General features: G+C 52.0%; 9 protein-coding genes. 4 read left to right on the plus strand and 5 right to left on the minus strand.

Annotated elements, in window-relative coordinates; genetic code table 11:
* Positions 1-2: 2 nt before the first annotated feature.
* The 3 genes from CMUST_RS00865 to CMUST_RS00875 all read right to left on the minus strand — a co-directional run bounded on the left by CMUST_RS00865 (position 3) and on the right by CMUST_RS00875 (position 3420).
* Entirely contained in the window at positions 3-716 is a 714-nt protein-coding gene (locus CMUST_RS00865; RefSeq protein ID WP_047260931.1) for a type 1 glutamine amidotransferase, read from the minus strand.
* A 2-nt stretch (positions 717-718) separates the two neighbouring features.
* Positions 719-2059 (minus strand): MurT ligase domain-containing protein, encoded by a 1341-nt coding sequence (locus tag CMUST_RS00870; RefSeq protein ID WP_083987379.1) that lies wholly within the window; start codon positions 2057-2059, stop codon positions 719-721.
* A gap of 89 nt (positions 2060-2148) precedes the next feature.
* Entirely contained in the window at positions 2149-3420 is a 1272-nt protein-coding gene (locus tag CMUST_RS00875) for a DNA polymerase III subunit epsilon (RefSeq protein WP_236690134.1), read from the minus strand.
* A 593-nt stretch (positions 3421-4013) separates the two neighbouring features.
* Between CMUST_RS00875 and CMUST_RS00880 the strand changes: the two genes are divergently transcribed.
* The gene (locus tag CMUST_RS00880) at positions 4014-8018 is read left to right on the plus strand and encodes a DUF5979 domain-containing protein (RefSeq protein ID WP_047260932.1); all 4005 of its coding nucleotides are present in this window, start codon (positions 4014-4016) and stop codon (positions 8016-8018) included.
* Positions 8019-8142: 124 nt separating this feature from the next.
* Here the strand turns inward: CMUST_RS00880 and leuA are convergent, their stop codons facing one another.
* Positions 8143-9960, minus strand: a complete 1818-nt coding sequence (leuA, locus tag CMUST_RS00885; RefSeq protein WP_047260933.1) for a 2-isopropylmalate synthase — start codon at positions 9958-9960, stop codon at positions 8143-8145.
* A 632-nt stretch (positions 9961-10592) separates the two neighbouring features.
* Here leuA and CMUST_RS00890 point away from each other — a divergent pair.
* Positions 10593-11867 carry a hypothetical protein gene (locus CMUST_RS00890; protein WP_144414086.1) on the plus strand — a complete coding sequence of 425 codons (1275 nt, stop codon included), beginning with the start codon at positions 10593-10595 and terminating at the stop codon, positions 11865-11867.
* A 248-nt stretch (positions 11868-12115) separates the two neighbouring features.
* Positions 12116-12514 carry an ArsR/SmtB family transcription factor gene (locus tag CMUST_RS00895; protein WP_052844457.1) on the plus strand — a complete coding sequence of 133 codons (399 nt, stop codon included), beginning with the start codon at positions 12116-12118 and terminating at the stop codon, positions 12512-12514.
* A gap of 129 nt (positions 12515-12643) precedes the next feature.
* Here the strand turns inward: CMUST_RS00895 and CMUST_RS00900 are convergent, their stop codons facing one another.
* Positions 12644-13495 (minus strand): DMT family transporter, encoded by an 852-nt coding sequence (locus CMUST_RS00900; RefSeq protein ID WP_047260934.1) that lies wholly within the window; start codon positions 13493-13495, stop codon positions 12644-12646.
* Positions 13496-13691: 196 nt separating this feature from the next.
* On the opposite strand from CMUST_RS00900, the gene CMUST_RS00905 reads away from it, so the two are divergent.
* Positions 13692-14957 carry an aspartate kinase gene (locus CMUST_RS00905; protein ID WP_047260935.1) on the plus strand — a complete coding sequence of 422 codons (1266 nt, stop codon included), beginning with the start codon at positions 13692-13694 and terminating at the stop codon, positions 14955-14957.
* Positions 14958-15477 lie beyond the last annotated feature (520 nt).

Raw genomic sequence — 15477 nt, forward strand, 5'->3', positions numbered from 1 at the left:
CGTTATCGCCCCAGGCGTTCGCGCCGCAGCTTTTCGACGACCGGAATGTCCAGCGGTGCAAGCTTGGCCAGGGTGGTTCCAGTAGCCTGGGCTAGGAGCAGGTCAGCCAGTTGGGGGTTACGGGCGAATGCTGAGCCGTGCATATAGGTACAGATGATGCTGCCTTGGGTGGCACCTTCGTAGCTGCGCTGATCTTGGTCGGTATTGCCGGGGCCGGTGATGATGGTGCCCAGTGCTTGGGCGTCGGGGCCTAAGGTGGTGGCACCCATATGGTTGACAAATCCGGTGAAGGTGTCGGTTAACCCGCCGCCGATGGGGGCAGCGGTGACTTCCCCGATGGATCGGGTTTTTAGGGTTGTGGTGGTGGCGTCGATAAGCTCAAGTCCCGTGACTTCCGTGCCGCCTGCCCGGAAACTTGTTCCTAGTATTTGGAAACCGGCGCATACAGCGAATATCGGGACACCAGCGTCGGCGACCTTACGTAACCCGCCGTCGCCCTTGAGATGTTCTGTTGCGATTATTTGGGCGGTGTCCTCGCCGCCGCCGAGGCAATATACATCAAGTTGGGTGGGGACGGGTTCGCCGAGTCGAATTTTGTGGATCTCAGCGTCGATGCCGCGCATGCGGGCGCGCTGCCGAAGGACGAGCGCGTTTCCGTCGTCGCCGTAGGTTCCGAGGACGTCGGGTAGGACCAAACCGATTGTTAACGTGCTCATGGTTAGTTCTCCTTCTCGGTGGCGATGCGGCGTTCCAGCGCGCGTTTGAGGTCACGGAATGCGGTGTAATTGGCAAGGACCTCGATATTTCCGGCCGGACACGCTTCAATTGCGGCGACCATGTCTGATACTAAGTCGTGGTCGATTTCGGCATAAGTCAATCGAACGGCAAGGTCGGTGCCGCGTTCGCCGGAGGCGATGACCTTAAGCGGCCCGAAATCTTCGAATTGAACGTCCCATAGCCAGGACAGATCTTCGCCGTCGGCAACTTGACCATTGACGGCGATAACCAGCCCGTCCGCACTGCGATCAACCATGGACATGGCTTCCTGCCAGCCAGCCGGGTTTTTTGCCAGAAGGAGATGGATCGACCGATCGCCTAATTGCAAAGTGGAGTACCGGCCAGCGACGTCATCGACGGATTCGACGGCGCTAATCGCCTTTTCAACGGGAATATCGAAACATGCGACGGCAGCCGCCACGGCTTGGGTGGCGTTACCCCGGTTGGCGCGACCCGGCAATTGAAGTGACAACGGGTGGGTGTGACCGCTGGAATCGGTGATTCCCGCGTCGGTGATTGTCCAATCCGGTTCCGGCCGGGCGAATGCGGAGCCATCCGGCAGTGGTTTGGCGGCTTTCCAGGAACCATTGTTGTGAATGATGTGTCCGCCGGTGCGGGGACAAGAAACGGAGTCACCTAACCACCCGGCTCCGGCAGATACCCATACGACGTTTTTCGCAGCCAGTGCGATGGATGTAACGAGGACATCGTCGCAGTTAGCAACCACAGTTAGTTCGGGGTGGGCGGCCACGCAATCGCGTAATGCGCGCTCAATCTTATTAATCTCCCCCACGCGGTCGAGCTGGTCGCGGGATAAATTGAGCAAAACTAAACAATTGGGGCGGAGCCGATCCACAACTGCTGGCACGTGCAGCTCGTCGCATTCAAGGACGATGTGGCTCGCTTCGCGTCCCGCCATGAGGGCGGAGATAATGCCCGCGTCCATGTTGTCGCCGCCGTCGTTGGTGGCAACACTGTGGCTGCTACGTAACGCCGAGGTCAGCATTCGGGTGGTGGTGGATTTTCCATTGGTACCGGTGACGATGGCAACGGGCCTGCCACCACCCAAGTTTTTCATGATCTGTGGGTCGATTTTCTCCGCTATTAAGCCGCCAATCATTCCGCCTGAGCCGCGTCCGGTGGCGCGGGAGGCGTAGGTAGCCAGGTTGGCGATACCGATCGCGGCTTTGGTGCGCAGGCCGGGAACTTTTGCAGCGGCGGTAGCTGCTGCGGCTGTGGTGGCCAGCGCTGGAACCAGTGTGCTCAATCGAGGGAACTTCATGAGCTAAGAGTGTAGTCCGTTAATCGTGTTATTCGCCTGTAGAAGATCAGCGCATCACATTACTAGTTGGCAACAATTGCGGCATAAAGTCAGGAGGCCTCGGCGGGTGCGATGGTTGTTCCTGGTTGAACGGTTTTTACCAGTTCCAAAAAGTCGGTGTCGCTGATGAGCGGTATACCTTTTCGGCTAGCATGCATTGCTTTTCCAGTCAGGGGATCGGTGATGTTACAGACCACCAGCGAGGTTTGCCGGGTGACTTTCTCGGAATAGAAAAGCTCCGCCGCGACGATGGCCTCGATGATGATGTCGGGGTCGAGAGTGATCTCGGGGGCGACTACCACCTCCATACCGGCGATTAATCCGGTGTCGGGGCTATAGATACCAGGGTTTTCGTACTGGGCGCTGGCTTCTATGGCATCGACCCGAATGGCAGAGCGTTGCAAACCGAATGCATCGGCACGCAAGGTATCAGGTGTGGTGATGGCAATGGCGTCGGGGAATTGCCCCTGAGCGTGGAAAAACATATCGGCAACCAACGTCGTTTCTTCCCGTGCAACGTCGGCGGCTGGTTGCCGTGCTCGTTCAACGGTTGCTGTAGCAGCGGCGGTTTCGAGACCAAGTGCACGGGCCACGGTGCGAATCCGGATGTCGGGTAGAAACTTCGCTTGTCGACGCGCGATGCTGAGGGTATCAATAATGCCTTTAGGTTTCGGCACATGCCCCACCCGGTGTCTGCGGCGTGACCTATTTCGGTTGTTGCGGCTTCGGTTAGCCCGTGCAGCTTTAGCCATGGTGCATCGTGCTTCGTTGTGGATAAAACCCCATGATAATGGGGCGTTATTGACGATTAACGTGCGGCCGTCGATAAGTCGACCTAGAGGTTTAAGCACCTGTTCAAACCGGCTTCCTTCCGCAATTTCTACAAGCGTAAGGCCATGCAAATGCTGCGGGCCTGGATCACCGACCGGATTGATAACCGTGTAGTATTCATCGACTATTTCCCCGGTAGGTGACAGTAGAAGTGCATCGATAGCAACGATATGTGCGGTGCTTGGGTGGATGCCAGAGCTGTGGATCGTCATGGCGATATAAGGGCTACGAGCAAGTTCTTCGGCGCGTTCTGCTTGATATTGCAACCGCTTGGCTTCGCGTTCCGCTTTTTCTTCCTGGCTGAGAATCCGGCGTTGCGGACGGTTCTGGCTTTTTTGATTGCGGGTAGGTTGCGGAGTTGGCGTGCCCGATGGGCGTCGTCGTCGGCGACGCCGCGTCCGTTGCGCGGAGGTGGAATTTTTCTCAGTGGAGCGGGAGGAATCTTCAGATAGGGGGTGTGTGGCATTGGTGTGGGAAGAAGATTCACTCATGGGGGCTAATTGTATCTGGCTTTGCGTGCTATCAACAGCATGCACATGCCCAGCAGGGCAAAGATTGCGTGCAGCTTGCGCCCACGATTCTTAGGATGTGACTGTCGGCAGGATCGAAACCTGCACTTGTTGAGTTTTCCAAAGGCAAACTGCACTGTGGCGGCTTCCGTAGCTAGCAACGGTCGTGATGGGGACCAATAATGAATGTTTCCCACACAATTGGGGGGATTTTTGTACATAGGCGCGTGAAATCACTAGGCGCTGCCGTTGCGTGAACGGGTAGCGCTAAACCTATACCAATTGCGACGTATTGCGGCGACATTACGCCTAAGCTGGAACTTATTTTATGCTTAAAATATTTAGATATTTAGCAACTTCAATATTGATACTTGTGGCTATTTTTGCGTAGTGAATGAGTCTATTTAACACAATTGACGCAGCTAATAATTCATGCAAGGCTAGTTTCGTTAACGTCTCATTTAAAACTTGTAAAAATTTAAGCATATGGCACGATCGGGCTGAGCTTTTTAAGTTTTGGTGAAACGGTGAAGTTGAAACGTGTAAAACGCGGAGATAATGGAAGGTAGTAGATCGTGACAGCGATAGGATTGCACTGTAATCAGTTGCGATTACGCAGGTTAGCGTTGATCAACCTGATTATTGTGGCCCTGGTGATGGGATTTTGCATGGCGCCACGTCATGCTCATGCCCAAACTGAACAACCAGGTATTGAATTTTCCGACTTGGTCATCACTAAAAAGACTGCGAACTCGGAACCTGATGGGGTAGAACGCCCTAAGCAATTGCGGCAATACGACCAACTATCGTTATTCTTTAACTGGCGGGCCGCCCAAGGCGTAGTGGAGAATAACTTCTTCACCCTACAATTACCGCAACAATTCGGTTTCGTGAACGACTTTAGTTTCCCGTTGGCTGATACAAGTAAGACCGAAGGCGGAACGTGTTCGATAACAGCAGCAACCAAGATTTTAACCTGTACGTTTAACGACAAGTTCGTCACGAAAAGCAATGTGCATGGAACGGTCCGGGTGGATCTGGAAAGCCAAGCAGCTGGCCAGGTTAACCAATTACCTTTCACCTTCAGTGGCAATCGCATTATCAACTACGATGTCCCAGGTGGCGAGATTGGCCACAAGCAGGTGACCTTGAATACCCTCAACAAGTTTGGTTGGTATTCCGACGGTAAAGAAGCTGCAACCTGGCAGATCGCATTTTTTGGCGCTTGGTTAGCGGATTCACCGCACTCGCCTGCTGTGTTTACCGATGAATTCGAATTATCCTCGAAATACGTTGAACACACTCTCAACACACAGAAAAAGATATCTGTTCAAGAATTCAATACGGTTCCTGGATCTGCTGACACCTATGTATATCCGGCAATCCGAGAGTTAAAGGCCGAAAACGTTCGGGTTGATCCCTCGAACCCACTGAAATTCAGTTTTAGTGTCCCGGCACCACCTGGTGGGTGGAGCGCGGATAAAGCATATGAAATCTTCTATGAAACCAAACCCGCTACTGCTGACCGTGTGTTCATTGGCGCACAAACGAAGAACACGGTAAAGACAAATTTCCGTGCCATGCAGCAAGAATATACGTTGGAATATCAAGCTTCCGGCTCCGGAACGATCACCGGCTTAAACAGCGGTACCTTTGAAATTCGTAAACTCATTACCCCTGAGTCCCAAGGCGTGGGAGCGGGTACCGCGTTTACCGTTCGAGCCACGTGGAACGGTGGGCAAGAAGATGTCGAAGTACGCCTGAACGGGCCAGTAGCAAAAGGAACGGTACAAGTACCGGAGGGAACGGAAATTACCCTCTCGGAGATCAATTTCCCCAACATGAATGGAATCACCTTCGGTGACCCGGTGTTTAGTGCGACAAACCCTGCTGACCTACAGAACGGAAATGTGCGCATCACCAATGGTGGTAAAACTGCGGTAATTCGTACCAATTCTCAGGGAAATGTGGGTGTCACTGTAACGAATACCACCGTTGATGCGGCACCGTTTAGCGTCGTAAAGCGAGCTTCAGGCATTGATGGTGTAGAAAACCACAACTTTGAATTCAGCTACCTATGTAATGACCCGAATCGTTCCCAAGGCACAATCACCGCTAAAGGCAACGGACAGCCTGTTAAAAGTGATAAGAAGTTCCCCATTGGAACCGAATGCACGGTAACCGAGGTGGCAGCAGCCGCCGAAATTTCTGGCAAACGCCCCACCGTCACTCCAGCTACCGGTGTGCAAACAGTGCGAATTACCAAACCAGCAGCAAACAATCAGGTTGCGACTGCGGAATTTAATAACGTATATGCCAAAGATAAAGGCCGGTTTGAGGTTCGCAAAGTAGTCGAAGGACTAGCTCCAGCCGATGTAGACGCTGCACGGAATAAAACATTCCACTTCACCTACCAATGCAACGACCCGGCCAAAACTACGGGGGTCATCGAAGTTAAAGGCGATGGGGTTGCAAAAGCCAATGACAAAGACATTGAAGTAGGCAGCCAGTGCACAGTGACTGAGGATACAGCTCGTGCCGGAATTGATAATTACGCTCTTGGCAATATCCAACCGAAAACCGTAGCGATAGCTGCGCTGAATCTACCACGAGTGGTCGCTGAATTTACCAACACCTACTCCAAGGATAAAGCTACGTTCCGAGTTCAAAAGAACCTCACGGGTGTAGCTGGTGAGCAACAAGCTGAGGCACGAAACCGAAGCTTCAAATTCACCTACACCTGCGGCGCGGAAACCGGTGAACTTCTGGTTCCTGGCGATGGCACCTGGATTAGCCCATTGGTAGCAGGAACCCAAGAAGTGAAAAAATTCGATGTCGGAACCTCATGTACGATCACCGAACAGCCTGATAATACCGCTATCGATAATCACGATTGGACCCCAACTGCCGCACAGACGAAGGTGATTGCTGCAAAGGATCAGCCAGTTGTATCCTTCGGTTTCACCAATGCCTACACCCAGCACCGCGCGAAGTTTAAGGTGCGTAAACAGCTTGCTGGAAATATTGCTGCTGCTGATGAAGCCACCATCAAGGCAAAACAGTTCCAATTCACCTATGAGTGCAGTGATGGAACGAACGGCTCGTTAACAGTCACAGGGGACAAAGAAGCCGAATCTTTAGAGGACTTCCCGATCGGTACCAGCTGTACTATCACCGAAACCGAAGCATCAGCTAACGCCGATGGCTACGATGTCGCTATTCCAAAGCCGCAGGTAATTGAAATCAAACCTCGCACTGAAACCACCGTTGTGGAATTCACCAACACCTATACCCGCCACACCGGCGGATTCAAGGTGGTCAAGACAGTAGTGGCGAAAGAAGGCGCCCAGGTACCAGAGAACAAGACCTTTGATTTTGATTACACCTGCACAAAAGGCGACGAGAAACTCACCGGTGAGATCACCGGGGTTACCGTAGCGGAAGGTAAAACAGTCACCGGCATTCCAGTTGGCATGTCGTGTTCGGTGGTTGAGCGCGACGCGAAAATTGACTTGATGGATCTAACGGTGGCAGTTGGTGACCCAGTTACCATCGCCAAAGACACCACCGGCGAGATTGCCGTGACCAATACCTACACCCAGTGGGTAGGGACTATCACCGTCAACAAAGAACTGGTTGGTTCTGAAGCAGCCGTGGCCGCAGCCCGCAACCATACTTACCGGGTCGGATATGTCTGCACCAAGGGACAGGAACAAACCACAGGTGAACTTAAGATCACGCCAGACACCCCAGCTACCCTTGAAAAAATTCCAGCTGGCAGTAGCTGCGTATTTACTGAAACCCCAGACTCAGTCGCAGTGGTCGGGTTGCAATTTAACCCAGCGGAATCAGTGACCACCGGTACTGAGACAATTAAGGCAAATAACGACGCTAAAACTATCACCATCACAAATGCCTATAGTGAACTTGGACGCATCAGCATACGGAAAGTACTCGGAGGCCTTAACGCACCGCTGGTAGCCGCCGACAGAAAATTCCGCGTGCAGGCCACCTGGCAGCTAGCTGGCGTGAACCATAACCAAGAATTCGATATCAAGGCCGGTCAAACATACGCCGAACTGCCCCCATTGCCAGTAGGCACCCAAGTAACGTTGAAGGAGATTAAGCCAGAAGATGACGCGATCCTCCGCTGGGATGCGCCAATCTTTAGCTCATCGACCCCGGATTCCCTTAAGCTTAACGACGACGGCAGCGCGGTTGTCACCATCACACCGAATAGCTTCACCCAGGTGCTGGATGTGGAACTGCGCAACAACTCCAACCCGCCATTTTGGTGGGGGCTAATCCCGCTCGTTCCACTTTTGGTGACACCGCTTATCAGCATGCTGGTCAAAACAGTTACAAAGACAACACCAAAACCACAGCCACCTGCGCCGCAACCCCCTAAGAAGGGAATCGCGAAACAAGGAGTTGCTAAGCAGAAAGCAAAAGCAGCTGAAACTCAGCCCAAGCAATTAGCAAAGACTGGTGCTTCAGTACAGTGGTTCATCGCATTTGCAGCTTTGATAAGCGCGCTGGGTGCATTGTTAATGCATACTCATCGGCGGCGTAACCGATAGAGCTATCAGATAACACCCGCCACAGTGATCGCCACAGTGGCGGCGTCGAAAAGCGAAAACCACCGTTGCATAAGGGTGTCATAACCGGAACCTTATGCAGCGGTGGTTTTACTGTGCTTGGCGCCTAGCTCAACGCACGATTAACAGCGGAAGTAATAGCCTTCAACGACGCATACGTGATGGAACCTGCGATTCCCACACCCCAGTACTTCTGGCCATTAACATCGGCCAAGATATATGCGGCAGACTCCGCATCGTCGCCGGAAGTGCGGGCATGCTGGGTATATTCCTGCACCTCAACGTCAATATCCAACGACTCCAATGCGTTAGCATACGCAGCGATTGGGCCGTTACCGTGACCTTCAATGACCACCTCGGAACCATTGAACAGTAACTTAGCTTGGATCTTTGCCTCATCATTTTCCGTCTGCGCGGCGTCAACCCGCATGGAAACCTGCTCGATGGGGGTGACCCGATCCAGATACTCACGGGCGAAAATATCCCACATAGCCTTGGATTCCACCTCCCCGCCCTCAGCATCAGTAACGGCCTGCACCACGGACGAAAACTCCACCTGCATTGGACGTGGCAACGCCAACCCATGATCGGTCTTCATAATGTAAGCAACGCCGCCCTTGCCGGACTGGGAATTCACACGGATAACCGCTTCATAATTGCGTCCCACATCTTTCGGGTCGATCGGCAGATATGGAACCTCCCACTGCTCACCGCGCAATTCTTCCCACTTGACATCAGTGTGAGTCGCGCCGGGCTTAACCCGTGCTGCCATTGCATCCAGGCCCTTGTTTACCGCATCCTGGTGCGAGCCAGAGAACGCGGTAAACACCAAATCGCCGCCGTATGGGTGGCGTTCTGGTACCCGCAGCTGGTTGCAATATTCGACAGTGCGACGGATTTGGTCGATGTCGGAGAAATCGATCTGGGGGTCAACACCTTGGGTCAGCATATTCAGCCCCAAGGTAACCAGGCACACGTTGCCGGTGCGTTCACCGTTGCCAAACAGGCAGCCCTCAATGCGGTCGGCTCCCGCCAAATAGCCTAATTCTGCTGCTGCCACACCTGTGCCGCGATCGTTATGCGGGTGCAGTGACAAAATGATGGAATCACGGCGATTGAGGTTACGGTGCATCCACTCGATGGAATCCGCATAGACGTTGGGCGTGATCATTTCCACCGTTGCTGGCAGGTTGATAATGATTGGGTTTTCTGGAGTAGGGTCCATAACCTCAACGACGGCATCGACGACTTCTTTGGCATAGGCAACTTCGGTACCGGTAAATGACTCCGGGGAATACTCCCAACGCCACTTGGTTTCTGGGTAATCTTGCGCGATTTCTTTAATCAGGTGTGCGGCATCGGTGGCCAGCTTTTTGATGGACTCCTTATCCTTACGGAAAACCACGTCGCGTTGCAGGATAGAGGTCGAATTGTAGAAGTGAACGATCACGTTTTTTGCGCCCTGGCAAGCTTCGAACGTGCGACGGATCAAGTGCTCCCGCGCTTGAACCAACACCTGAATGGTCACATCATCCGGGATTTTATTCTGTTCAATGATCTCTCGTACGAAATCGAAATCCGTTTGAGAAGCGGAGGGGAAACCAACCTCAATTTCTTTGTATCCCATCTTGACCAGCAAATTGAACATACGGCGTTTGCGTTCAGGACTCATGGGGTCGATCAGTGCTTGGTTACCATCCCGCAGATCAACCGCACACCACTGTGGGGCGACCGTAATTTTCTTATCTGGCCAGGTGCGGTCTGGCAAACTGATGTCTTCGACTTCTTCGGCAAAAGCTTGGTAGCGGGTAACAGGCATCGCGGAATTGCGCTGTTTGTTCCACGGAGCCTGACCCGGAGCGGCTGGGCCGGAGGGGGTGGAGATATCGGCGGGAGCGGAAATGAATGTGTCGTGGATAGCCATTGAGTCAGTCCTTTAAAATCTGTTTAAAGAGTCTTTCCTCGACAAATCTACATTTAATGCGGCCTATTGCATAAACTTTTGGCAGTGGGTGGGGGGAGGACCGTGCGGATATTGATCGGCTGATCTTAGCCACAACGCCTTATCGAGGCACGGCCGGCAGCAACACAAAACTTCCCGCGACGGGGTGCCGGCCGAATGAATCAAGAATTTTTTAAGGCCTATCAAAACCCGCCGCGGCGAAGAAGTAGAAGAAAGCTCGCACGCTGCATGTGACACAGCATACACTTTTATGTGAAGCCGCGTTGACTAAAACTAGTGAAAATCTAGCCGATACGGATTTTTCCCAGTATTTTAGTTGAATATTTCTTTAAAAACTAAATTATTAAAATATAATTTTACAATCTCGATTTGTTGCGATTGGTGTGGCTACTTATCAAAGTGGCATATGGCAGTTGATAGCGCACGGTGGATACGTGACCGCTGTGACTATGCAACATCACGAAAACACGACGATAACTGGCGAAACGGTAGGAAAATTCTCTGCTGGATGTACGGGTTTTCACCATAGTTTTTTAAAAACTGGCCGCGTCGGTGGCTGCGCAAAAGTACAAAACCTGGTTAGGTGGAAATTTGTGAGTATCCCCGAAGAAAGCCGACCACAATCTCCTAGGGATGAAAAGCGGCACAACGAACCAGACGGCGATCACCACGCAACGGTACAGGCCAAGGTGTCTGATCGAATGCGGTCCATGGCTGACGCTGTGGCAGGTCGAAATGGCGGCAAGCTGCTAACGGCAACGGATTGGCTTTGGGCTATCTCAATCTATGCGCTTAGTTCATTACTGCGATTTTTCGCACTCTGGCTACTTTGTCCACCGCAGGATGCTGTTGCGAGCCTGTTGGGAAAATGGGATGCCCAACACTTCATTGCAATAGCGAGATACGGTTACTTCACTAGTGATGGTACCGGCCCGCCCGATCCGGCGATTTATGAACAACGACTTGCGTTCTTTCCGGGCTTGCCAGCCATCATGCGGTTCTTGCATGAACTAACCGGAATGAGTGTCATCGTGGCGGGGTGGCTAATAGTTGCTGTTAGTGCAGTAGTGGCTATAGCTGGTGTTATGGCGTTGGTCTCACTGATGGGGCATGGCAAACGAGCACAGCTCATTGCTGGGATAGTGGTGGCTACAGCACCTATGACGGTGACGTTCAACATGATCTATACCGAAGCTCCGTTTATGGCGGTTACCACATGGGCATTGATAGCGATGGTACAGCGTCAGTGGTGGTCAGCTGGGCTGTTGGTCTTCATCACAGGGTTGTTGCGGCTAACCGCGATTGACATCGTTGCTACATTCGCGCTGGTTGTGGCGCTTAGGGATCGTCGTAGCTGGCGAGCGTGGTGTGCGGTGGTGGTTTCGGCTGTTTCGGTCGTAGGTTACGTCGTGATTGCTTCCGGCTATACCCGCGCAATTGGTGGATATTTTGGCATGCAACAAAAAGGCTGGGATTCGAGTTTTGACTTTGGCGCGGCAACTGTTCAGTGGATTCAACGCACATGGTCCGCATGGGATCAGCCTGGGTATGTGTTGTCAACGATAGTGATTATTGCGTCGATATGCGGGGTAGTCATTGGTTTTCGCCGGTTGCCGTGGCCGGTGTGGCTGTTTAGCACGGCACTAGTTGCCAATATCGTTTTATCTGATGGGATTATGCATTCGCGGCCTAGACTGCTGTTGCCCGCGATATTTTTAATCTTGCCGATTGTATTGTGGCTGGAAAACCGGGATGCTGACCGCGCTTGTCGACGCCCATATGTTTGGCTGGTTCCCCTAGTTATATGGATTGCGTGGGGTACATGGTTCTCGGCGTACATGTTGGCTGTTTTTGAATGGGCAATTTAAGTCTTGATGTAGGCGATTTGAGGCGAAGGTAACCTAATTATCACCCCCGTTAAGATAAAATTAAGTTGTCTTGTCACCTATTGGCTTTGCTTCACAAATGCGGCATGTTGCAAGCTGCGAAAATGTAAAGATGCAGTTCGTTGTGTGGATTAAATTATCAGTGTTTCTACCTTGGAAAATTGGAGACGTCTGATGAATTTGAATTGAAGGGGGTAAATCTTTAATGAAAGCTGAGAAACATATATGCTATGCGTGTGACTAAAGAGATTTCCAAGAAACTATCCGTCCTGTCCGCTGAATGTGCATGCATCGAAGGGCGCTGCAGTCTTCCGGATCACGACGCCGACCGCATGGCTTTGGTGTTCAAAGCCCTATCTGACCCAGTGCGTTTTCGTATCTATCACTTCATTGCGAGTAACAATGGTGGAAGCGTCTGCACTTGCCACATGCCAGAAGTTTTCGGCATCACACAGCCTACCTTGTCCTACCATTTAAAGCGACTGGTCAAGGCTGGCCTTGTTACCCGTGAAATGCAAGGAAAGTGGGCGCATTTCAGCATCGCAACCCACAGCGTAGGACAGATCCAAACCTTCCTTGATGATGTTCTTGCTGCCGCGCATCAACCGGAATTGGAATCTGTAATCTAGGTTTCCTGAAGTGGAGGAACTGTTCTGTGAATCTTCCTGGTAGTTAGTACAGAACTGTCTAAGCCCCTGATTTCGGACGGCATCTTACAGGGATAATTCGCTACACCGTTATCGTTGGGGCCACCGGTGCTAATGGTTTCCACGAGCCGACAGGGCAAAAGTGGACAAGATCATCGCAACGATGGCTACAACCATAAATACCCAGTTGTAGCCATTGACTTGGAAGGACTCGTCGAGTACGAGGTAGCCGAGCGAAAACGCGACGATTGGCTCCACGGTAGTCATGGCGGGCAGCGATAGCCGCAGCGCGCCAGTGTTAAATGCATACTGCTGCACGATGGTGCCAAATACCGAGCCAAAGATCAGGGAATAAAACACCCAGGAACTGAGCAGACCGCCAAGCCCACCCATGTTATATACATCCACCGTCGCTTTCGATAGCACCGCGATAAAACCGTAAATTATGCCGACTATTACGCCTAGCATCAACCCTTGAATATTTTTGGGGCGGCGTAGTGACAGTCCATAAATAATCCCCATAGCCAAGGTTCCAGTCGCAAGCGCTGGAATCCATTCCCAAAAAGTAGGGATCGTCATACCAGGTTTGGGTTTACCCAAAATAATTAAAACTGCTACCGCAACCGTCAGAACCGCACCCCAAAATAATTCGTCTTGCTGCAGCTTTCGTTTGTCGTAAAAAGCAGACATGGGCATGGTGAACATCAAACTAAGAACCAAGATCGGCTGCACAATCAATAACGTGCCGTAACTTAGTGCGACAACCTGAAAGAAATATCCGATGAGTGCGGTCGACGTGGCGAACCACCATAGCGGGCGTCGGATCGCGGTAATAAGAGGTGAGCCACTCCAGGTGCCGTCTGCTGGCGCACGTTCGGCAATGCGGTGCCGAACAACCGTGCCCCACGCGATGACGAGCGCAGCGGCGAGCGCGAAGCCGACGGCGAGGAAGTTATTGTGCACCTATGAAATCCTAGTGGCTGTTTAGGTCAAAACGTGTATTACGGGGCCATGGAATAGTATGCTAGTTTTTCGATAACCCAAGATGATTTTTAAGGAAACTGCTGCTTGCCCCGGCGCTATAAACGTATGGAAGAATCTTCCTGCCTAAATTTAGGGGCCATATGCTTGCGGTAGATTTCATGGAAAGGCGTTGCCCGTGGCACTTGTCGTACAAAAATATGGAGGATCTTCGCTCGAAAGCGCGGAACGGATTCGTCGGGTTGCTGAACGCATTGTTGCCACAAAGAAGCAGGGACACGATGTTGTTGTTGTGTGCTCTGCCATGGGGGACACCACCGATGAATTATTGGATCTAGCTGCCCAAGTTAACCCGGTGCCGCCTGCCAGGGAAATGGACATGTTGCTTACCGCCGGTGAGCGCATCTCCAACGCGCTAGTGGCGATGGCTATCGAGTCTTTCGGGGCGCAGGCGCAATCGTTTACCGGTTCTCAGGCTGGGGTACTGACTACTGAGCGGCATGGAAATGCGCGCATCGTAGACGTTACCCCCGGCCGGGTGAGGGAAGCTCTGGATAAAGGAATGATTTGTCTGGTGGCAGGCTTCCAAGGTGTCAATAAAGACACCAAGGACGTAACCACACTGGGACGAGGCGGCTCGGACACCACCGCTGTTGCACTTGCTGCGGCATTAGAAGCGGATGTGTGCGAGATCTATTCGGATGTCGACGGTGTGTATACCGCTGATCCGCGTATCGTTTCCAATGCGCAGAAGCTCGATCAGATTTCTTTCGAAGAGATGCTGGAGTTAGCGGCCTCTGGTTCCAAAATTTTGGTGTTGCGTAGCGTGGAGTACGCGCGCGCCTTTAATGTTCCGATTCGTGTTCGTTCGTCGTATAGCAATGATCCCGGCACGCTGGTTGCCGGTTCAATGGAGGATATTCCTGTGGAAGAAGCAGTTCTAGTTGGTGTGGCTACCGATAATTCTGAGGCCAAGGTTTCGGTTTTGGGCATTCCGGATAATCCTGGTGAAGCCGCGAAGGTATTTCGGGTGCTTGCTGATGCCGAAATCAATATCGACATGGTGATTCAGAATATTTCTTCGCTAGAGGATAATCGCACCGACATCACCTTTACCTGCCCCCGCGCGGATGGCCCACGTGCGCTGGAGCTATTAAAGAAACTGCAATCCGACGGCACCTGTGAAAATGTGCTTTACGACGACCAAATCGGCAAGGTTTCCTTGGTGGGTGCTGGCATGAAATCCCATCCAGGGGTTACCGCCACCTTCTGTGAGGCATTACGGGATGCGGGGGTGAATATCGAACTCATTTCCACATCAGAAATACGTATATCCGTACTGATTCGGGAAACTGAGATGGCACCTTCTGTTAAAGCTTTGCATGATGCCTTCGAATTAGGCGGTGAAGAGGAAGCAACCGTTTATGCTGGGACAGGCCGCTAAATAGCCTGCAGGATTTAACGCCGGGTATTTCTTTAGATGGGAAATGCCCGGCGTTTGCCATAGGCGGCCAGCAAGGAATGATGGCTGAAATCTGACTTACGGCATCGTGGCCAATGCATGATCTTTGGTGCATTAGCGCTGGCGTGTTCCGAAAACCAAAGGAAGAGGCGCAACCGGCGCAGATGACTCGGTGCATCTCGACCTTTTCCCGTTCCAGTGACGGGAAGTCAATTGCCAAGCCATAAAAGGTCGAGTTGCTCTTACAAATCTGGGGCGGACGCTTGCCCAGTAACAGATGGAGATGGATAACTTTTACAGCTGAATCACTAATGCCCTGCAAGTCGGGATGCGCACCTTTCGGGGGTGGTGGGTGAAATTTTTATATTAGCGATTCTGCGTGTCTATATGGGCTAAAGCATATTTGGTGCTTTTTTGGTTTATAAGGGGACTTTGCTGGCAACTTCTAGTTTGATACTGTAAAAACTAAAGATTGCCTGAACTTTGCCTGGGCTGTCTATTA

Origin of the sequence: Corynebacterium mustelae (genome assembly GCF_001020985.1) — a bacterium.
In the GTDB taxonomy this organism is placed as follows: Bacteria; Actinomycetota; Actinomycetes; order Mycobacteriales; family Mycobacteriaceae; genus Corynebacterium; species Corynebacterium mustelae.